Source organism: Actinosynnema sp. NPDC023794, from assembly GCF_040639675.1.
Classification (GTDB): domain Bacteria; phylum Actinomycetota; class Actinomycetes; order Mycobacteriales; family Pseudonocardiaceae; genus Actinosynnema; species Actinosynnema luteola.
This window is the reverse complement of the sequence record NZ_JBFAFR010000004.1, coordinates 218,951-238,197: the sequence shown is the minus strand read 5'-3', so window position 1 is coordinate 238,197 and position 19,247 is coordinate 218,951. Positions and strand designations below refer to the sequence as shown.

The window sequence follows — 19,247 nt, the reverse complement described above, 5'->3', positions numbered from 1 at the left end:
GGAGGCTGACCCGAACGCCCGGTTAAACACACCAGTGGCCGATGTCGGATGACGAATCCCGGGGTGACTCTTGAGTGGTGAGTCGGGGAACGGGAGGAACACCATGTTCGGAGTGGTCGCCACTTGGGCGGGAGCGGTGCTCGGCCTGCTGGTGCTGGTCCTGATGGCGCTGGCCGGTGTGTTGATCGATTCCCAGCGCTGAGCCGGGGTGAACCTCGGCTCAGTCGTCGAAACCCTCGACGCGTCGCCGGAGCAGTTCGGCGAGGCGTCCGGGTGAGTGCGGTCGGGTCGTCTCCACGGGGGCGGGGGAGACGCGGGCGGGTCCGCCGGCGCGGGCGCGGCGGGCCGCCGCGGGATCGAGCCGGAACGCGGGGCGGTTGCCGGAGTGGCGTTGACGCGAGCGCAGCCACGACAGCCGGTGCCGCGACTCGGCGTGGTGGTCGGTGATGGTGACGGCGGCGCGGTCGAAGGAGTGCAGCACGGCCCGGTTCAGCTCGACCACGGCGCGGTCGCGCCACAGCGAGCGCTCGGTGGACGTGTCCAGGCCGAGGGCCTCGGCGACGGACCGGGCGGCGCCGCAGGCGTTCTCGTCGGCCAGGCTCCTGGCGCCGATCTCGGAGCCGACGAACCACGAGTTGAACGGTGCGGCCGGGTAGGTGACGCCGCCGATGGTCAGCCGCATGTTGCTGATCACGGGCACCGCGTGCCAGCGCAGGCCGAGCTGCCCGAACCAGGGCAGCTCCGGGTGTTCGAGGGCCACCTCGTGCACCACGTCCGGCGGCACGGTGAACAGCCGCACGCCCTCGTGCGCGGTCTCCACCACCAGCGGCAGCAGGTCGAAGCGGCCGGGCGGCGCGGGCGGCTGCCAGCCCATCGCGCGCACGGCGTCGGTGAACCCGCGGTAGCGGAGGTCGCCCGAACCGTCGGCGTGGCCCGCGTACCGGATCAGCTGCTCGTTCCAGATGCACGGCCCCGGCGTGTCCGGCGTGTCCGGCGCGAACACCGTGACCAGCGGGCGGATCTCGCCGCCGTTGGTCGCCTGGCGCAGGTGCTCGACGCACTCGGCCGCCACGGCGGCGGCGTTGCGCAGACCGCGCAGGTCGCGGACCTTGAGCCGGCGCCACGGCACGCCGCTGGTGCACCAGCCGGAGTCGCGCAGGGCGATCCGCGCGCCGTAGGCGAGCTCGTGGGCGGTGTGCCGGTAGGAGCCGGTCTCGGCGATCTCGTCGCGGACCCGGGCCAGGCGCGGTCCGACGGGCCCGGCTTCGGGGTGGGCGATGTGGAACATGCGGAGGAAGCCCTCCGCCGCGTCCACGTCGAACGTTATCGGTTCGTTGCTTACTGCGGTCACGGGCGGCAACCGTAGTTGCGGATCGGTGTCACACGTCACTGCCAGACGGGGCACATCGGGTGATCGACAAATCCCACCCGATCCGGTGACGCATCCACCCGCAGTCGTCGCATCGGCCGCCCGGGACCGCAACTTCATGCCACGGTCAGGTGAGTTCGATCCGCTCGAACATCAGGTCGTGGCTGATCCGCTCCTCCTCGACCGCGCGCTGCTCGAACTTCGTCACGGGCCGCCACTCCGGCCGCGGCGCCCACTCGTCGAACCGGTTGCGCAGCAGCGGCTCGGCCGAGCACACCCGGAGCATCTGCTCGGCGTACTCCTCCCAGTCCGTCGCCAGGTGCAACGTGCCGCCGGGCCGCAGGCGCGACGCCACGAGCCCCACGAACTCCGGCTGCACGAGCCGGCGCTTGTGGTGCTTCTTCTTCGGCCACGGGTCGGGGAAGTAGATCCGCACCTCGGCGAGCGAGGCGGGCTCCACGTGCTCGGTGAGCAGGTCGACGGCGTCACCGCGCAGGACCCGCAGGTTGGTCACGTCGAGCGCCTCGGCGCGCAGCAGCAGCTGCGCCAGGCCGGGCTTGTAGACCTCGACGGCCACGTAGTTCACCTCGGGCGCGGCGGCGACCAGCTGCGACGTGGTCTCACCCATCCCGGAACCGATCTCCAGCACGACGGGCGCCTCGCGCCCGAACCACTCGTCGAAGTGCACGGGACCGGCCGGGAGCGCCTTGACCTCGTGGCCCAAGCGCTCCCAGTGGCGGTCCCATGCGCGTTGCTGCCCCACGGTCATCCGTTCGCCGCGTTGGACGTAGCTGACGACGGATCGGTGGTGCGGCGGTCGCTGGCGGCTGGACGTCACGGGCGTACAGCCTAGGTGGTGCGCTAAGCGATGTTCTCCAGGTCCTCGATCTGCTCGCGCAGCTCGGCCGGGGTGAACTCGATGGGTTGGCGCTGACCGGGGCCCCGGTGCGCGGGGAGCAGGTCCACGAAACCGGGGTGCCGGTCGGTGAACTGCACGGTGGTCGGCTCCGCGGGGCCGTAGACGCCGCTCTCGGACGGCACGAACTCCCAGTAGCCGACCTCGCCCTCGGTCGCCCACGGGACGAACACCCAACCCGGTCGGCTGCCCAGCAACCGGGTCACCTCGTCCTCCAGGGCGAACGCCGCCGCGCGCGAGGCGATGCGGCCCCGGTCCAGGGCCCTGAGCCACCAAGGTGCGGGTGCGTCGGGGCCTACCGCGCGGAACATGGCGAGCACTTGCTGTTCGTCGGCCCTGTGGATCCAGGCCCGACGCGTCTGTGCGGGTGAGTCGGCGACACCGACCCCTCCCGCGGCTTCGATCGCGTGCGACCATTCCAACGCCAACATCGGTTCGACGCGAAGGGCGTGGTCGCGTTGCCGTGGCAGCTCCTTGGACCCGGTAGCCGAGTTCTCGGCGTTCAGGTTCGGATCGAGCACCGTCACGGGTTCACCTCCGGGGGGTTCCTTGACGGGGGGTATCCGAATTCGTGTGCGGGCAGGCGCCTGCCTCACGATTCGCGCTTTCCATCTGACCGGGTTCAGATCCGCTTGTCATGGGGCTGTGCCGGAGTTCACGACGTCTTAACGAACGCCTTACTCCGCTTGCCCGAATCAAGAACTGTGAAACATGATTGACCTGGAATATCTGTGATCCCGAACACAGGGGGAATTGGTGACGGGGAGAGCGGTGGCCGCCGCGATCTTGATCGCGATGGTCGTACCGGGCGTGGCGCGGGCGCAGACGATCGAGGAGCGGCAGTGGCACCTGGCCGCCTTGGGGGTGTCCGCCGCGCACGCCACCACGCGGGGTGACGGCGTGGTCGTCGCGGTGGTCGACTCGGGCGTGGACGACACCCGCCCGGACCTCGCGGGCGCGCTGCTGCCCGGCGCCGGGTTCGGCTCGGCGAGCGGCACGGACGGCACCGAGGACAACGACGGCCACGGCACCGCGATGGCGACGCTGATCGCCGGCCGGGCGGTGGACGGCGGCGCGCTCGGCGTCGCGCCCGGCGCGATGATCATGCCGGTCTCGGTCGGCGCGGACGGCGACAAGTTCACCACCGCGTCCGTCGCCGAGGGCGTGACCTGGGCCGTCGACCAGGGTGCCGACGTCATCAACCTGTCCCTGACCTCGCTCGCGACGCTCACCCCGGACCTGCTGCGCGCGGTCAACTACGCGTTCGACAACGACGCCGTGGTGGTCGCCGGCACCGGCAACGACGGCGACGAGCACGTGGGCGCGCCCGCCAACATCAAGGGCGTCATCGCGGTCTCCGGCACGATCGAGGGCAACGGGCCGTGGCCGGAGTCGAACACCGGCCCGGAGACCGTGCTGGCCGCGCCCGCGCAGCGCATCGTCACCGCCGTGCCGGTGTCGGTCGTGGAGACCGGCTACGCCGAGGTGGACGGCACGAGCGCGGCGACGGCGCTGGTCTCGGGCGCGGCGGCGCTGGTGCGCGCCCGCTACCCCGACCTGGACGCGGGCAACGTGGTGAACCGGCTCATCGCCACCGCCACCGACCTGCTCGCGCCCGGCCGGGACAACGTGACCGGGTTCGGGCAGGTCAACCCGGTCGCCGCGCTGACCGCCGACGTGCCGCCGGTGCAGCGCAACCCCTTGGCGCCGCCGCCGCGCACGACCTCGGCCGAACCCGCGCCCCCGTCGGGCGAGGACGCCGCCGCGCCGCCGTCCGAGGTGGACGGGGGCGGTCGGCTGCTGGTGGCGTTCGGCGGGCTGACCGCGGTCGGGGTCGTGGTGGCGGCGGTGAGCGTGCTGCTGGCCCGGCGCAGTCGGATCCGGCGCGCGCCGGCGCCGGTCGTCACCGAAATCCCGCCGCCGTCCGACGACTTCTGGCGCAACGACCGGTTCTGACCCGCGGGCGCGGTCGGCGAATCGGTTTCCGGTACCGCGGCGGCGCACCGGTCACTCGGTCGCGTGGTATTCCACGGATTCCTTCGTGAGTTGCATGAACGCCTCTTCGAGCGAACCGAGTTGCGGGCTCAACTCGTGCAGCGTGATGCCGTTCGACGCGGCCAGCTCGCCGATGAACGCGGGCTCCACCCCGTGCACGACGAGCGCGCCGTCGGAGGCCGCGGCCTCGGCGACGCGGGCCCGTCCGTCGAGCAGCTCGCGCAGCCGGTCGAGCTGCGGCGAGCGGACGCGGACGGTGTCCTCGGTGGCGTCCTTGATGAACTGCTCGGTGCTGGTCTGCGAGATCAGCTTGCCGCGCCCGATGACGATCAGGTCCTGCGCGGTCTGCGCCATCTCCGACAGCAGGTGGCTCGACACGAACACGGTGCGGCCGTCGTCGGCGAGCCGGTGCATGAACTGGCGGATCCAGAGGATGCCCTCCGGGTCCAGGCCGTTGACCGGCTCGTCGAACAGCAGCACCTCGGGGTCGCCGAGCAGCGCGCCCGCGATGCCGAGGCGCTGGGACATGCCCAGCGAGAAGCCGCCCGCGCGGCGCTTGGCGACCTGCGTGAGGCCGACCATGTCCAGCACCTCGTCCACGCGCCGGTCCGGGATCCGGTTCGACCGGGCCAGCCAGTTGAGGTGGGCCCGCGCGGAGCGGTTGGGGTGCACCCACTTCGCGTCGAGCAACGCGCCGACCACGCGCAGCGGCTCGTGCAGCGACCGGTAGTCGCGCCCCTTCACGGTGACCTTGCCGCGGGTGGGGTTGTCGAGGCCCAGGATCATCCGCATGGTGGTGGACTTGCCCGCGCCGTTCGGGCCGAGGAAGCCGGTGACCCGGCCCGGCTGCACGGTGAACGACAAGTCGTCCACGGCCACGGTCCTGCCGTAGTGCTTGGTGAGGCCGGTCGCTTCGATCATGACATCTCCCGTCCGATCAAACGCTGGTGGCAATACCTGAAGCAGAAGAGCCCGGGCCACCCCCCGAAGGTGACCCGAGCTCCCCCTTTCCCCCGGCTGCCCGCGCGCCGGCCCCCGAATGCCGGTCGCGCGGGCCTGCCCGTTACGCGTCCCGCCGCTTCACCACGACGAGCGAGATGATGTAGATCGCCAGCGCGATGCCGGCGAAGTACGCGAACGAACCCCACGGGCTCAGCTCGCCGACCACCGGCGGTCCCTCGCCGGCCGGGATGCCGCCCGTGTCCGGGTCGCCGAGGATGAACTTCTGGGCCACCAGGAACGGCAGCCACTTCTGGATGTCGTCGCCGATGTTCGGGATGAGCCCGACCAGGCTCTCCACGACCAGCGCGTACACCAGGATGATCGAGACCGCGCCCGCGGTGTGCCGCACCATCGCGCCCACGCCCAGGGCGAGCAGCGCGCCCGCTGCGAAGACCAGGCCGACGCCCACGAGGTGCCGCCAGTCGGCGGCGGAGTCCAGCGCCAGACCGGAGGCGTCGTCGGCGATGGCCCGGCTCAGGCCCCACGAGCCGAACGCGGCGACCAGGCCGACCACGCCCGAGAGCAGCATCACGACGACCGCCTTCGCGATCATCGGCGAGATGCGGTCGGGCACCGCCTGGAACGTCGCTTTGATGGTGCCGAAGCGGTACTCGGTGGTCACCGCCAGCGCGGCCATCACCATGACCACGTACAGCCCGAAGTTGTAGACGATCACCGTGCCCATCACGGGCATCGGGCCGCCCCAGTTCAGCGCGAAGATCGCACCGAGGCCGACGGTCAGGCCGACCGCCAGCAGCATGCACCACCAGGGCGAGCGGGTGGAGAAGAGCTTGATCCGTTCAACGGCGAGCAGAGTCATCGGTGGTCACTTCCCCGTCTCGGCGAGTTCGGCGTGGTACTCGACAGAATCGCCCGTGAGCTGCATGAACGCTTGCTCGAGCGAACCTCGTTGCGGGCTCAGCTCGTGCAGCACCACGCCGCTGCCCGCCGCGATGTCACCGATCTCGTCGCTGAGGGCACCAGACACGGTGAGCGAGCCGTCGGAGTCCTCACGCACGGTGAAGCCCTTGTCGATGAGCATCGCACCCAGCTTGTCCGCGTGCGGGCTGCGCACCCGGACGGTGTTCTCGGTCGACCGCTCGACGAACTCGGTGGTGCTGGACTGCGAGATGAGCTTGCCGCGCCCGATGACCACGAGGTCCTGCGCGGTCAGCGCCATCTCCGACAGCAGGTGGCTCGACACCAGCACGGTGCGGCCCTCGGCGGCCAGGCCCTGCATGAACTGGCGGATCCAGAGGATGCCCTCCGGGTCCAGGCCGTTGACCGGCTCGTCGAACAGCAGCACCTTCGGGTCGCCCAGCAGGGCGCCCGCGATGCCGAGCCGCTGGGACATGCCGAGGGAGAACCCGCCCGCGCGGCGCTTGGCGACCTTGGTCAGGCCGACCATGTCCAGCACCTCGTCGACGCGGCGGTCGGGCAGGCCGTTGGACTTCGCCAGCCACTGCAGGTGGGCCCGCGCGGAGCGGTTGGGGTGCACCCACTTGGCGTCGAGCAGCGCGCCGACGGTCCGCAGCGGGCGGTCGAGCTGCGCGTACGGCTTGCCGTCGATCAGCACCTTGCCGGCGCTCGGCCGGTCGAGGCCGAGGATCATGCGCATGGTGGTGGACTTGCCCGCGCCGTTCGGACCGAGGAACCCGGTGACCCTGCCGGGCTCGACGGTGAAGGACAGGTTGTCCACCGCCACCGTCTTCCCGTAGCGCTTGGTGAGGCCGATAGCCTCGATCATGACTTCTCCCCTGGACGACACATCCCCCGGACTAGGCTGAACCTTGCCCGGTCCACCGGGTCGAGCACATCGGTCTGTAGTTGACTCGTCAGTGCGACTTCAGTCTTATCGTGGTAGCTACCTCGGTCGTAGTAATCCGTGTTCACCCTGAGTTGTCCCCTAGGCGTTCACCGCCTCGTTCTCAGGGATGGGATGCCTCTACGGTGTGCGGTCATGGCTCACACCGACGCACCCGAGGGCTGGTGGCGCGAGTTCGTGTCGGCCGCGCCCGCCCGGACCGGCAAGCTCGCGATCGTCCGCGCGGACGGGTCGCCGCACGTCACGCCCGTCTGGGTGGACCTCGACGCCGGCACGCTCGTGTTCACCACCAACCTGGGGTCGATCAAGGGCAGGGCGATCCGGCGCGACGGCCGGGTCTCGGTCTGCCTGGACGACGAACGGCCGCCGTTCGCCTTCGTCACCGTGTCCGGCCGCGCCGAGGTCGAGGACGACCCCGAGCAGGTGCGCTACTGGGCGGGCCGCATCGGCGCCCGGTACATGGGCGCGGGCCGGGCGAACGAGTTCGCCGAGCTGAACGGCGGGCCGGGCGAGGTGGTCGTCCGCGTCCGCGAGGCCGTGGTCGTCGCCAAGACCGAGGTGGCTCCCTAGCGGCCGTGCCGCTGTGTCCCCGTGTCCGGGTCGTAGGCGTCCGACCTGCGCTGATCGCGCTGTCCGGGTGTCCGGGACTGTCCCGTACGCCCGAATCCGTTGCCCCGCGGTCACCGGGACTGCTTGCCTGGCTCCCATCCCCCGCCGTCATCTCCCAGGGCCGTTCGCGCGCCCGGTGGCGGTGGGAGGAGGGAGGCCCGGACACATGTCACGGAAATCGGTACCGGCGTCACGGCGAAGGCCGGCCACGCCACCGACCGACCCACCGGGGGCGCGGTTCTCGCCGCGCGGCCGATGGCTCGGGATCGCCCTGATGTTCACGTCGGCCGCCGCGGTGGCCGCCGTCGCGTACATCGTCGGCTCCTCGCACGGCGCCGACGCGGCCCGCGTCTCCTTCGAGACCGCGACCTCGTCGCCCGCCGCGGTCGAGGTGCCGCCCTCGGACGAGGACTTCCCCACGATCACCGAGGACGACCTGGCGCCGACCGAGCCGACGCCGCCCGTCGACGAGCCCGCGGAGGTCCCGGCGGACGTGCCGGTCGAGGTCCCGGTCGAGTCCGCGCCCGTCGTGGTCGAGGCGCCTGTCGAGCCGGCGCACGCGCCGTTGGTCGACGGCGCGGAGGTGGCCGAACTCGTGGCCGTCGCGGACGCGGTCGCGGACCTGGACGCCGAGGTGGCCGCCCTGCGGGCGGTCGTGCCGGACGTCGTGGCCGATGTCGTGCCGGATGTGGGGTCGGACGTCGCCGTGCCGGACGCGGTGGAGGAGACCGTCGCGGACGTCACCGCCCCGGCCGACCGCGCCACCGAGCCGGTCGAGACGCTGTTAGCTCCGCCGGCCGTCGAGTCGCCGGCCATCGAGTTCCCGGTCGTCGAGTCCCCGGTCGTCGAGTCGTTCGGCACCAGGGTGTCGGAGAGCGGGTCGCCGGAGGGCGAGCCGTACTCGCCGGCCCCGCCGGACTTCGAGCACTTCCACGCGGGCGAGCACGAGATCGCGCCCGTGGTGGAGCCCTCCGCCGAGGCGGGCCACGAGGCGACGCGCACCTTCGGTGCCACCGGACCCGAGATCACCTGGTCGGGTGACCACGGGGCGTTGGTGTCCGGGGTCGGCGCCGACGAGGTCGAGATCGCGCCCGCGTTCTCCGGCGGGTGGTGACCGACATGTCGGACCACATCGAAGCGGCGGACGTGGCACGGTCGCCGTGGCCGGACCGCGTGAAGCGGGGCCTGGCCGTGCTGGTGGCCGCGGCGGTCGCCGGGGGCGTGATGCTGTCGGGACCGGTCGCGATGGCCGCGCCCCCTCCGCCACCGCCGTCGTCGTCCGCCGACCCCGGCGGGGACGCGGACAAGCCCGACCACCGCAAGCCCAAGAAGCACACCGGCAAGCACCGCGAACCGGGCCGGCCGAGCATCTGGCCGCCGGTGTTCGGCAAACCCGGCAAGCACCGCGATGCCGGGATCTTCGAAACACCGCACGTGGCCAAGCACATCAAGCGCGGCCCCGTGACGCAGACGCTCGTCACGGCCAAGAACAAGGTCACCGGGAAGACCATCTCGGTCTGGCTCGAGCTCGACAGCAGGATGAGCAAGTCCGAGCGCAACGAGATCATCCGGTGCGTCTTCAAGTGCCTCGCCAAGAAGTACTTCGGGGGTGACGAGGAGAACCCGGGGGACATCTCGGCCAAGACGTACGCCCAAGGCGCGATCGAGTGCGCCGCGACCTGCCTGGACGAGTGGCGCAAGCGCAAGGCGAAGAAGGACAAGGACGGCGACGACGGCGACGACACCGGCGGCACGCCGGCCGAGAAGGACCCGAAGAAGCCGCTGGGACCGTCGTCCGGTGTCACCAAGACGCCGGTCAAGACGCCGTCGACCAAGACGCCGGTGAAGACCAAGACGCCGGTCAAGACCGGGTCGCTGCCGGTGGTCGGCCCCAAGGTGCGCGTGCCGACCGGTGTGCGCGGCGGCCGCAGCGGCATGGTGGGTGACATCTACGGCGGCGTGATGACCCAGGTCGTCGTCGGCGACATGGCGCGGCGGCAGGAGGAGTGGTACCAGAAAGCGCTGAAGGACCCCAAGCTGCGCGATCGGATGATCGACCACTACCTGGCAGGCAAGAAGCTCAACCCCGTCGAGAAGATGGTGCGGCCGCGGCAGGAGTTCTCGCACAACACGGCGCTCATGCTCGGCGAGAGGCTGATCGCGCACCGGAATGCCCTCGCCGCCGCGAAGAAGGTGGCCGACAAGTCGAACGCGGACCCGTTGTACCAGCAGGCCCGGCGCGAGTGCGGCGGTTACGACACGTGCGTGACGGATCGCGTGAAGAAGTTGCGTGACAAGAACGCGAAGGACATCGCGAAGGCGGACGGGAACGCCAGGAAGTCGAACGCGGACCCGTTGTACCAGCAGGCCCGGCGCGAGTGCGGCGGTTACGACACGTGCGTGACGGACCGCGTGAAGAAGCTCCGGGCGGCCAAGGCCGCGGCCAAGCCGGTGAAGACGCCGACCAAGCCCAAGAAGGTCACGACGAAGAAGACCGTCGAGCCGAAGAAGCCGATCGAGACCAAGAAGGTCACGACGAAGCCGACCGAGAAGAAGATCGACCCGGCGGTGGCGAAGAAGCAGTACGAGGCCGCCTCGAAGGTCTGCGGCGGCTACGACACCTGCGTCAAGGACCGGCTCGCCAAGGTGCGCGGCACCGGCACGAAGGCCGAGACCGTGCCCAAGAAGCAGGAGCCGAAGAAGAAGGCGGAGGAGCCGAAGAAGAAGACCAAGAAGTAGTGGTCTGAGCGCGCTGTCCTGGCGGCGGGCCGGCCCGCCGCCAGGGCACCGCGACTACGCGGCGAAGTACCGGTCCAGCACGGCCGCCGCGCCGTCGTCGAGGATCGTGCCGGTGACCGCGTCCGCGACCTCCCGGACGGCGACCGGCGCCTGTCCCATCGCGACGCCGTGCGCGGCCCACCGCAGCATCTCCACGTCGTTGGAGCCGTCGCCGATGGCCAGCGTGTCCTCCTCGGGCACGCCGAGCTCGGCCCGCAGGTCCTCCAGGGCCGCGCCCTTGGTCACGCCGGGGGGCGACAGCGTCAGCCACGGCTCGTTGTGGTCGCACGACGCCGTCACGCCGGGCAGCTCGACGTCGAGCATCCGCAGCGCCAGCTCCTCCGGCGTGCGGCCGACCCAGCGCATGACCAGCCGGGACGTCGCCGTGGCCACCAGCTCCCCGTACGACACCTCGCGCACCTCGCCCCACAGGTCGCCGTCCGGGAACCGGCCGAGCGCCAGGTTCCCCACCCCGGTCAGCTCGACCGCGAACACCGAGTCGGGCAGCAGGGCGCGCAGGCGCTCGACCGACGGCCCGGGGTCGAACTCGACCTTCCGGATCACCTCGCGGGTCCTCGTGTCCCACCAGACCGCGCCGTTGGAGCAGATCGCGGTGGTCTCGCGCAGGCCGAGGTCGTCGATGACCGGCCGGGTGCCGACCAGGCTGCGGCCGGTGGAGAGGACGACGTGCGCGCCGTGGTCCACGGCCCGGCCGATGGCCGCGCGCACGGCCGGTGCGACGTCCTCGCGGCCCACGGGGGTGATCGTGCCGTCGATGTCCAGGGCGATGAGGCGTGGTCTCCAGGTCACTGGTGTCACCCTACTGGGCGACGGTTACTGAACCGTGGTTCAATAATGCCGTGGCACGACCGAAGACGATCACGGACGAACGGCTGCTGGCCGCCGCGGCGGAGGTGATCGGCCGCAAGGGGCCGGGGTTCACCATCGCCGACGTGGCCGAGCGGGCGGGCGTCTCGGTGGGCACGGTGGCCGGCCGGTTCGGCTCGAAGAGCGGCCTGCTCCAGGCCCTGACCAGGCAGACCATGGACGGGAACGTGCGGCGGATGCACGCCGCGGCGGCCTCGGCGCAGGACCCGGTCGACGGGTTGCGGGCGGCGTTGCTGACCTGGTTCGAGGGCGTGGTGGACCCGGCCGAGGCCCAGAACCACCTGGCCCAGCTCGGTGTCGACCTGATCGACCCGGAGCTGCGGGCGCTGCTCGCCGAGCTGTACGCGGCGACCGAGCGGACCGTGGTGGAACTCACCCGACGGGTGGATCTCCCGCACGGCCCGTCACCGGAACACGCGGCCAGGGTGCTCACGGGGTTGCTCTACGGCGTGTCGATGGACTGGTCCGTCCGGCCGCGCGGCGAGCTGGCCGACCGGCTGGCGGAGGACGTGGACGCGGTGCTGGACGCTTGGAAGGGGAGATGATGTCGGCGTTGGAGGGCAAGGTCGCGGCGGTCACGGGGGCGACGCGGGGCGCGGGGCGTGCCATCGCGGTCGAGTTGGGTGCGGCCGGTGCGACGGTGTTCGTCGGCGGGCGGTCGACGCGCGGGCACAAGTCGCCGATCGGCCGGGACGAGACGATCGAGGAGACGGCGGAGCTCGTCACGGCGGCGGGCGGCCGGGGCATCCCGGTGCGGTGCGACTTCACCGTGCCGGCGGACGTGGACGCGTTCCGCGCCCGCGTCGAGTCCGAAGTGGACGGCCAGCTGGACGTCCTGGTCGACGACGTCTGGGGCGGCGAGGCGGACACCGAGTTCAAGGTGTTCTGGGAGCAGGACCTCGACCGCCAGCTGCGGATGTGGCGCAACAGCATGGAAGCGCACTTCGTCACGCTGCACCGCCTGCTGCCGCTGCTGGTCCGCAAGCCCGGCGGGTTGCTGGTCGAGGTGACCGACGGCGACAGCGACGACTTCTACAGCGAGTCGCTCGCCTACGACTCGGTGAAGGTCGCGATCCGGCGGATCGGCACGGTGATGGCGAAGGAGCTGGCGGCGTTCGGCGGCACGTCGGTCGCCGTCACGCCGGGTTTCCTGCGGTCGGAGCAGATGCTGGAGCACTTCGGCGTGACCGAGGCGAACTGGCGCGACGCGATCGCGAAGGAGCCGCACTACGCGATGTCGGAGACGCCGCGCTACGTGGGCCGCGGCGTGGCGGCGCTGGCCGCCGACCCGGACCGCCACCGGTTCACCGGCAAGGCGCTCGCCTCGTGGACCCTCATGCGGGAGTACGGGTTCACCGACCTGGACGGCTCGCAGCCGGACTGGGGCCGCTGGTACGAGGAGGTCTTCAAGGCGGGCGTCGACCCGACGACGGCGGACGTGTCGAAGTACCGGTGACCGGCACGGGACGCGTCCGGCCCGGTCAGACGTCGCCGGGTCGGACGAGTCCCGTCTCGTAGGCCAGCACCACGGCCTGCACGCGGTCGCGCAGTTCGAGCTTCGCCAGGATCCGCCCGACGTGCGTCTTCACCGTGGCCTCGGACAGGAACAGCTTCCGCGCGATCTCGGTGTTCGACAGCCCCTTGGCGATCAGCACGAGCACCTCGCGCTCCCGCTCGGTCAGCGCCTCCAGCACCGCCGCGTCGCGCAGCTCGCCGCCGCCCTCGCCGAGGAACCGGCTCAGCAGCCGCTTGGTCACCGAAGGCGACACCACGGCGTCGCCGCTGGCCACCGCGCGCAACGCCGACACCAGGTCGCCCGGCGGCGTGTCCTTCAGCAGGAACCCTGACGCGCCGTTGCGCAACGCCGACAACGCGTACTCGTCCAGGTCGAACGTGGTCATCACGAGCACCTTCGCGGTGCCCGCCTCGGCGATCCGCTTGGTCGCCTCGACCCCGTCGAGCACGGGCATGCGCACGTCCATCAGCACCACGTCCGGCCGCAGCCGTTCGGCCAGCTGCACGGCGTCGAGCCCGTTGGCCGCCTCGCCGACCACGTCGACGTCCTCTTGCGCGCCGAGCACCATCCGGAAGCCCATGCGCATGAGCTCCTGGTCGTCCACGAGCAGTACCCGGATCACGAAGTCACCTTTCCCAGCCAGACCGGCACCCTACGACGGCGCCAACGGCAGCACGGCCCGGACCCGCCACCCGCCGCCGGGGTTGGGGCCCGCCTCCAGCGTGCCGCCGAGCACGCCGGCGCGCTCGCGCATGCCGATCAGCCCGTTGCCCCCCGACACCGCGACCAGGTCGTGCGGCGTGCCGAACCCGTCGTCGGCCACCTCCACCTCCACCCGATCTCCCGCCTGGGTGACGCGGACGGCCGCCGAGGCCCCCGCGCCCGCGTGCTTCAGCGTGTTCGTCAACGCCTCCTGCACGATCCGGTAGACACCGAGCCCCAGGCCCGCGGGCAGCGCGGAGAGGTCGCCGAGCGTCTCCAGCCGGACGGGCAGCCCGGCGGCCCGGCAGTTCTCGGCCAGCTCGTGCAGGTCGCCCGCGTCGGGCTGGGGCACCCACTGCGTGCCGGACTGGTCTTCCGACCGCAGCACGCCCAGCAGCCGCCGCAGCTCGGTCAACGCCTGCCGCCCGGTGTCGGCGATGGTCCGCACGGCGGCCTCGGCCAGGTCCGGGTTGCTCCTGATCGCGTAGCTCGCGCCGTCGGCCTGCACCACCATCACGCTCACCGCGTGCGCGACCACGTCGTGCAGCTCGCGCGCGATCCGGGACCGCTCCTCGCCGACCGCGATCCGCGCCTGCTGGTCGCGTTCCGTCTCCAGCAGCTTGAGCCGCTGCTCCAGCTCCCGGTTGTAGGCGCGGCGGGCGCCGACGAACTCGCCCATCGCCCAGCTGAACCCGAACACCACCGCGATCACGAACACCATGAACGCGGCCTCGACGCCCGCGCCCATGGGCCACAGCGCCCACACGAACGTGCCGATCGCCAGCCAGATCGCGTACAGCAGGCCCTGCCGCCTGCCGACGTAGGCGACGATCGTGTACAGCGCGATCGCCAGCGAGAAGTCCGCGAACCGGATCGGCAGCCCGGTCTGGAGGTCGCCGTGGGTGAGCAGCTGGATCGCCCCGCCGAACAGGATCACGTAGGACGAGCCGAGCGGGTGCTTGCGGCGGAACACGACCGGCACGATCATCATCGCGCCCACGAACAGCAGCGTGGAGACCCTCACCGCCGACTGGTTGGCCGCCAGCACGCCCAGCTCGAACACGAGCAGCACCCCGGCCATCAGGGAATCCCCGAAGACCGGGTGCGCTCGCATCCACAGGCTCAGCCGCCGCACGTGACCAGGTTAGGTAGGGGTCGCGACGCCGCGCGTCGCGCCACGGGTTGACCCCCGCCTAGTCCTCCAGGCGGATGAAACCCCGGGGTCCTACCTGGTGGTCTTGATCTGCCTGGGGTCGACCTCGACCTCGGCCTCGACCCGCGGCGCGGGCGCGCCGTGCACGGGCTCGACCCGCGTCTGCGGCGGCACGGACCGCTGCTGCTCGTACTGGCGGTGCTCCTCGGACATCTCGTCGGCCAGCTGCTGCTGGAGCTGCCGGTCGCGGATGCGGCCGAGGATCATCATCGTCAATGCGTGCACCAGCGCCAGGACCAGGAGCATGACGCCGAGCTTCACCACGACGTCCTTGACCGGGTCGCCGGTGTTGACCGAGATGATCGACACGATGGCGAGCAGCCCGAGCACCACGAGGTGGAACAGCACGGTCGCCAGCCGGGTCATCGACCTGGCCGCTTCCGGGTCGCCGTACGCCCGGCTCATGTAGCCCTTGCCGCTGCGGTAGATGAGTTGGCCGTCGATCATCACCAGCACCACCCCGAGCAGCAGGAACACCGCATATCCCTGTTCCATGGGTGACCTCCCTCGTCGGTCGCGGAAATACCCCGGTCGCCGCGTTCGCAAACCGCGCGCCACCCGCACGTGGCACGATCTCCGGCGTGACGACGCAGGCCAAGCAGCTCGCCGGTCCGCTCTCGGCGGCGGTCGCGAACCTCTGCGCCGGCCTGCGCCCCCAGGTCTCGCCCGCGACCGCGGCGGGGTTGGGCGAGGTGCTGCGGCGGCTGTCCGCGCCGTTGCAGGTGGCCGTCGCCGGCCGGATCAAGTCCGGCAAGTCGACCTTGGTCAACGCGTTGATCGGGCGCCGCGTCGCCCCGACGGACGTCGGCGAGTGCACCCGGCTGGTGACCCGCTTCCAGTACGGCACGGTGGACCGGATCGAGGTGGTGTTCGCCGACGGCCGCAAGCAGGTGCTGCCGTTCGAGGCGAACGGCTCGATCCCGCCCGACCTGGGCGTCGACGTCGACCGGGTGTCGCACATCGAGGCCTACCTCACCAACGCGGTGCTGCGGGACCTGACCGTGATCGACACACCCGGCCTGGGCTCGCTCGACGCGGCGTCCGTGGCGCGCACCGAGGCGTTGCTCGGCGGTGAGCTCGACCCGGTGTCGCGCAGCGCGGTGGCCGGCGCGGAGGCGGTGTTGTACGTGGTCACGCAGGGCGTGCGCGCGGACGACCAGCAGGCGCTCGCCGCGTTCACCGCCGCGACCGCGAGCCGCGAGGCGGGACCGGTCAACGCGATCGCGGTGCTGAACAAGGCCGACACGATCGCCGCCGAGACCGTGGAGGGCTCCAACGGCGACACGTGGCAGGCGGCCGTGCTGCTCGCCGAACGGCAGGCGCTCACCCTCAAGCCGCGGGTCGCGGACGTGCTGCCGGTGATCGGCCTGGTCGCCGAGTCCACCGAGACCGGCGGCTTCACCTCGGCCGACGCGGACGCGCTGCGCCGGCTGGCCGACCTGGACGACGCGACCCGCGAGACCATGCTGATCTCCGCCGACCTGTTCGTGAGCTGGGAGTGCGACGTGCCGGTCGGCACCCGCACCCGGCTGCTGGAGAAGCTCGACCTCTACGGTGTCGGCAAAGCGCTCGAAGCGATCGACGCGGAGCCGGGCATCACCGCGGGCGCGCTGCGCCGCAAGCTGCTCGACGCCTCGGGGCTGGACGGCGTGCGGGCCAAGCTGAACGCGGTGTTCCGGTCCCGTGCCGACGGCATCAAGGCCGCCGCCGCGCTGGCGTCGGTGACCTCGCTGGCCGCCGCCTCCGGCGACCCGAACGAGCGGCAGCGCGTGCACGACGCGATCGAGGTGCTGCTGGCCAAGCCCGAGGCGCACCAGCTGCGGCTGCTGGAGGCGTTGACGCTGGTCGCGTCCGGCGCCGTGGCCATGCCGAACGACCTGGTGGAAGAGGTGCTGCGGTTCGGCAGCTCGCCGGACCTCGCCGAGCAGCTCGGCCTGCGCGGCAGACCGCCGCAGGAGCTCATCGCCTACGCCCTGGAGCGGGCGGGCTGGTGGCGTTCCTTCGCGTCGTTCGGCGCCACGCCCGCGCAGAGCCGGGTGGCGCACGTGGTGCACCGGGCGTACTTCCTGATCTGGCAACAACTGCGGGGACGGCGATGAGCGGAACGGAACAGGGCGGCACGGCGTCCGACCACGCTGTGGAGACGCACCCGGGCGCGGCGACGCTGGAGACGACCATCGCCGACGAGCTGCTGGACCAGGCGTTGGCCGAACGGCGCGCCCTGGTGCAGCTGTGCCTCTACGCGCTGGACCGCGCCCGCAGCGCCGGGGTGGTGGAACGGCTCGAAGAAGGCCTGGCGGCGATCGGCGTGACCCCGTTGCGGCCCGACGGCGAGCGGTTCGACCCGTCGCGGCACGAGGCGGGCGGCACCGTGCCGACGAACGACGCGTCGCTGGACGGCGTGGTGGCCGAGACCGAGGTGGTCGGCTTCGCCGACCGGGGCCGGACGCTGCGCGCGCCCGTCGTCACCGTCTACACCGCGCGATGAGCGGCCTGCCGCAGGCGGTCCGGCAGACCAGGGAGAAGCTGACCAACCTGGTCCGCGCGCTCGACCCGTCGGCCGCGTCGTTCGTGGAGACCCGGCGGGCCGGCCCGGCGTCGGTCGTGGTCGTCGGCGAGACGAACCGGGGCAAGAGCTCGCTGGTCAACGCCCTGCTGGCGACGCCGAACCTGTCACCGGTGGACGCCGAGGTGGCCACCGCCACCTACCTCGTGTTCCGGCACGGCCAGGAGTGGTCGGCCCGCGCCTGCTACGCCGGGTCGATGTCGCCGGTGCCGTTCGAGCGGTCCGAGATCGTGAACTGGGTGTCGGCGGCGCACGAGCTGCCCGAGGGCATGCTGCCGCCGCGCTACGTCGAGGTCGAGGCGCCCATCCCGCTGCTGGAACGCCTCTCCGTCGTGGACACGCCGGGTGTCGGCGGGCTCGACTCCGTGCACGGCGAGCTGGCCGCCGAAGCCGCCGCGACCGCGACCGCGCTGCTGTTCGTGGTCGACGCCTCGGCCCCGTTCACGCGCGGTGAGCTGGACTTCCTCCGCACGGTCGGCGAACGCGTCGAGACCGTGGTGTTCGCGTTGACCAAGGTCGACCAGTACCGGGGCTGGCGGCAGGTGCTGGAGGCCGACCAGGCGCTGCTGGCCGAGCACGCGCCGAGGTTCCGCGGCGCGGTGTTCCACCCGGTGTCGTCGCGGATGTTCGAGCTGGCGGCCAAGGCCCCGAACCCGGACGCGGCGGCGATGCTGCGGGACCGGTCCGGGATCGGCGGGTTGCAGGAGGCGTTGCAGGAGCTGGTGGTCGGCCGGGCGGCGATGCTCGGCGAGGCCAACGGGCTGCGTGCGCTGGCGACCGTGCTGGACGAGCTGATCGCGCGCAACGAGGCGGACAAGAGGGCGCTGTCGTCGGGCGAGGAGGAGGCGGAGACGCTGCGCGGACGGCGCGACGAGCTGAACTCGCAACGCCGTTCGTCGACGCGCAGCTGGCAGGTGCGGCTGCGCGGCGAGGTGCAGCGGGCGCGGGTGGAGGGCGCGCACGAGGTCAGCCGCCAGATGCGGGACGTGCAGACGTGGTTCCGCACGGCCATCGACTCGGCCGATCGCGAGCGGCTGGCGGTGTTGCCGCAGGAGGTCGACACGGCGTTGCAGGTGGTGTCGGGGCGGATCAGCGCCGGGTTGGGCGTGCGGCTGTCCCGGGTCGCCGACTCGGCGTTGGCCGACCTGTTCTCGCCCGAGGAGCTGGCCGTGATCCGGGGGCAGTTCGCGCGCGGCGTGACGCCGCCCGTCGTGCTGCGGCCACCGGAGAAGCGCGCGCCGACCGCCGAGGACAAGCTGCTGGTGTTCATGGGCGTGTCCGGCGGGTTGGGCGCGGGCCGGCTGGCCGCGTTGCCGCTGGCCGGGCTCGGGGTGGCGGCGCTGAACCCGATCGTGCTGCCGGTGACCATCGCGCTGGGGCTCGGCGCGGGCTGGTGGATGGCCCGGACCAGGAAGCACTCGGCCGACAAGCAGCACCTCAAGCAGTGGCTGTCGGACGCCATCGCGGACGCGCGGTCCACCGTGGACCAGCTGGTGGCCGAGCAGCTGATCGAGGCCGAGCAGCAGCTGTCGCTGGCGTTGGACGACGCGCTGGGCAAGCGGGTCGACGCGATCGAGGCGGAACTGCGCGAGGTCGACAAGGCGCTGCGCATGGAGGCCGGCGAACGCACCAAGGCGCTCCAGGCGGTGACGCGTCGGCTGGCCGAGCTCACCGCCGGCCGGACGAAGGTGGACGAACTTCTGGCGCGCATCCGGGCAGTGCGCGACCGCGTTTAGCAAATGGCGAACCCTGATTAACGAGCCATTTTAGAAATAGATGCGGCCTGTCGCCTGAATGGACTAAGATCGACATTATTTACGCAGGTCAAAGGCTCGTTGTGGGTGCAATTTAACGTGGTGTTGCCTAGT

The 19,247-nt window shown here is 71.7% G+C and carries 19 protein-coding genes; 9 read left to right on the top strand and 10 right to left on the bottom strand.

Translation table 11 applies throughout. From position 1 onward, the window contains the following. Positions 1 to 220: 220 nt before the first annotated feature. From AB0H12_RS12410 to AB0H12_RS12400, 3 genes are all read right to left on the bottom strand, one after another. Positions 221 to 1,351 carry a nitric oxide synthase oxygenase gene (locus AB0H12_RS12410; RefSeq protein WP_499622861.1) on the bottom strand — a complete coding sequence of 377 codons (1,131 nt, stop codon included), beginning with the start codon at positions 1,349 to 1,351 and terminating at the stop codon, positions 221 to 223. A 145-nt stretch (positions 1,352 to 1,496) separates the two neighbouring features. Beyond that, entirely contained in the window at positions 1,497 to 2,138 is a 642-nt protein-coding gene (gene trmB / locus AB0H12_RS12405; protein ID WP_499623170.1) for a tRNA (guanosine(46)-N7)-methyltransferase TrmB, read from the bottom strand. Positions 2,139 to 2,230: 92 nt separating this feature from the next. Continuing rightward, on the bottom strand, positions 2,231 to 2,812 hold the full coding sequence (locus AB0H12_RS12400) for a hypothetical protein (RefSeq protein ID WP_230572686.1): 582 nt from the start codon (positions 2,810 to 2,812) through the stop codon (positions 2,231 to 2,233). A gap of 244 nt (positions 2,813 to 3,056) precedes the next feature. Here AB0H12_RS12400 and AB0H12_RS12395 point away from each other — a divergent pair, with 244 nt between their 5' ends. After that, positions 3,057 to 4,241 (top strand): S8 family serine peptidase, encoded by a 1,185-nt coding sequence (locus AB0H12_RS12395; RefSeq protein WP_499622859.1) that lies wholly within the window; start codon positions 3,057 to 3,059, stop codon positions 4,239 to 4,241. A 51-nt stretch (positions 4,242 to 4,292) separates the two neighbouring features. On the opposite strand, the gene AB0H12_RS12390 is transcribed toward AB0H12_RS12395, so the two are convergent. The 3 genes from AB0H12_RS12390 to AB0H12_RS12380 all read right to left on the bottom strand — a co-directional run bounded on the left by AB0H12_RS12390 (position 4,293) and on the right by AB0H12_RS12380 (position 7,029). Continuing rightward, complete coding sequence (locus AB0H12_RS12390; RefSeq protein ID WP_499622858.1) at positions 4,293 to 5,201, bottom strand: ABC transporter ATP-binding protein; 909 nt, start codon at positions 5,199 to 5,201, stop codon at positions 4,293 to 4,295. A 142-nt stretch (positions 5,202 to 5,343) separates the two neighbouring features. Then, entirely contained in the window at positions 5,344 to 6,102 is a 759-nt protein-coding gene (locus tag AB0H12_RS12385) for a hypothetical protein (RefSeq protein WP_499622856.1), read from the bottom strand. Between the two features lie 6 nt (positions 6,103 to 6,108). Then, complete coding sequence (locus AB0H12_RS12380; RefSeq protein WP_499622854.1) at positions 6,109 to 7,029, bottom strand: ABC transporter ATP-binding protein; 921 nt, start codon at positions 7,027 to 7,029, stop codon at positions 6,109 to 6,111. A gap of 213 nt (positions 7,030 to 7,242) precedes the next feature. On the opposite strand from AB0H12_RS12380, the gene AB0H12_RS12375 reads away from it, so the two are divergent. The 3 genes from AB0H12_RS12375 (at position 7,243) to AB0H12_RS12365 (ending at position 10,455) form a co-directional block, all read left to right on the top strand. Beyond that, on the top strand, positions 7,243 to 7,677 hold the full coding sequence (locus tag AB0H12_RS12375) for a PPOX class F420-dependent oxidoreductase (RefSeq protein WP_499622853.1): 435 nt from the start codon (positions 7,243 to 7,245) through the stop codon (positions 7,675 to 7,677). 313 nt (positions 7,678 to 7,990) lie between these two features. Further along, positions 7,991 to 8,830, top strand: coding sequence for a hypothetical protein (locus tag AB0H12_RS12370; protein WP_499622851.1), 840 nt, complete (start codon positions 7,991 to 7,993; stop codon positions 8,828 to 8,830). A 5-nt stretch (positions 8,831 to 8,835) separates the two neighbouring features. Beyond that, on the top strand, positions 8,836 to 10,455 hold the full coding sequence (locus AB0H12_RS12365) for a hypothetical protein (protein WP_499622849.1): 1,620 nt from the start codon (positions 8,836 to 8,838) through the stop codon (positions 10,453 to 10,455). 54 nt (positions 10,456 to 10,509) lie between these two features. Here AB0H12_RS12365 and AB0H12_RS12360 read toward each other — a convergent pair whose 3' ends face one another. Beyond that, positions 10,510 to 11,304 (bottom strand): HAD family hydrolase, encoded by a 795-nt coding sequence (locus tag AB0H12_RS12360; protein ID WP_499622848.1) that lies wholly within the window; start codon positions 11,302 to 11,304, stop codon positions 10,510 to 10,512. Between the two features lie 50 nt (positions 11,305 to 11,354). On the opposite strand from AB0H12_RS12360, the gene AB0H12_RS12355 reads away from it, so the two are divergent. Then, entirely contained in the window at positions 11,355 to 11,927 is a 573-nt protein-coding gene (locus tag AB0H12_RS12355; protein ID WP_499622846.1) for a TetR/AcrR family transcriptional regulator, read from the top strand. Next, positions 11,927 to 12,838, top strand: a complete 912-nt coding sequence (locus AB0H12_RS12350) for an SDR family oxidoreductase (RefSeq protein WP_499622844.1) — start codon at positions 11,927 to 11,929, stop codon at positions 12,836 to 12,838. The genes AB0H12_RS12355 and AB0H12_RS12350 overlap by 1 nt, the downstream gene beginning before the upstream one ends. A gap of 25 nt (positions 12,839 to 12,863) precedes the next feature. Here AB0H12_RS12350 and AB0H12_RS12345 read toward each other — a convergent pair whose 3' ends face one another. The 3 genes from AB0H12_RS12345 to AB0H12_RS12335 all read right to left on the bottom strand — a co-directional run bounded on the left by AB0H12_RS12345 (position 12,864) and on the right by AB0H12_RS12335 (position 15,308). Continuing rightward, a complete protein-coding gene (locus AB0H12_RS12345) occupies positions 12,864 to 13,520 on the bottom strand; it encodes a response regulator (RefSeq protein ID WP_053714464.1) in 657 nt (218 codons plus the stop codon). A gap of 30 nt (positions 13,521 to 13,550) precedes the next feature. Then, positions 13,551 to 14,714: a sensor histidine kinase gene (locus tag AB0H12_RS12340; RefSeq protein ID WP_499623168.1), complete on the bottom strand. Its 1,164-nt coding sequence runs from the start codon at positions 14,712 to 14,714 to the stop codon at positions 13,551 to 13,553. A gap of 111 nt (positions 14,715 to 14,825) precedes the next feature. Next, a complete protein-coding gene (locus AB0H12_RS12335) occupies positions 14,826 to 15,308 on the bottom strand; it encodes a hypothetical protein (protein WP_230572694.1) in 483 nt (160 codons plus the stop codon). Positions 15,309 to 15,394: 86 nt separating this feature from the next. Here AB0H12_RS12335 and AB0H12_RS12330 point away from each other — a divergent pair, with 86 nt between their 5' ends. The 3 genes from AB0H12_RS12330 to AB0H12_RS12320 are packed head-to-tail and all read left to right on the top strand — an operon-like array spanning position 15,395 to position 19,115. Further along, complete coding sequence (locus AB0H12_RS12330) at positions 15,395 to 16,912, top strand: dynamin family protein (protein WP_499622842.1); 1,518 nt, start codon at positions 15,395 to 15,397, stop codon at positions 16,910 to 16,912. After that, complete coding sequence (locus tag AB0H12_RS12325; protein WP_498771538.1) at positions 16,909 to 17,301, top strand: nucleotide exchange factor GrpE; 393 nt, start codon at positions 16,909 to 16,911, stop codon at positions 17,299 to 17,301. The genes AB0H12_RS12330 and AB0H12_RS12325 overlap by 4 nt, the downstream gene beginning before the upstream one ends. Then, positions 17,298 to 19,115 (top strand): dynamin family protein, encoded by a 1,818-nt coding sequence (locus AB0H12_RS12320; protein ID WP_499622841.1) that lies wholly within the window; start codon positions 17,298 to 17,300, stop codon positions 19,113 to 19,115. Before AB0H12_RS12325 ends, AB0H12_RS12320 begins: the two co-directional genes overlap by 4 nt. The last annotated feature ends 132 nt before the right edge of the window (positions 19,116 to 19,247 follow it).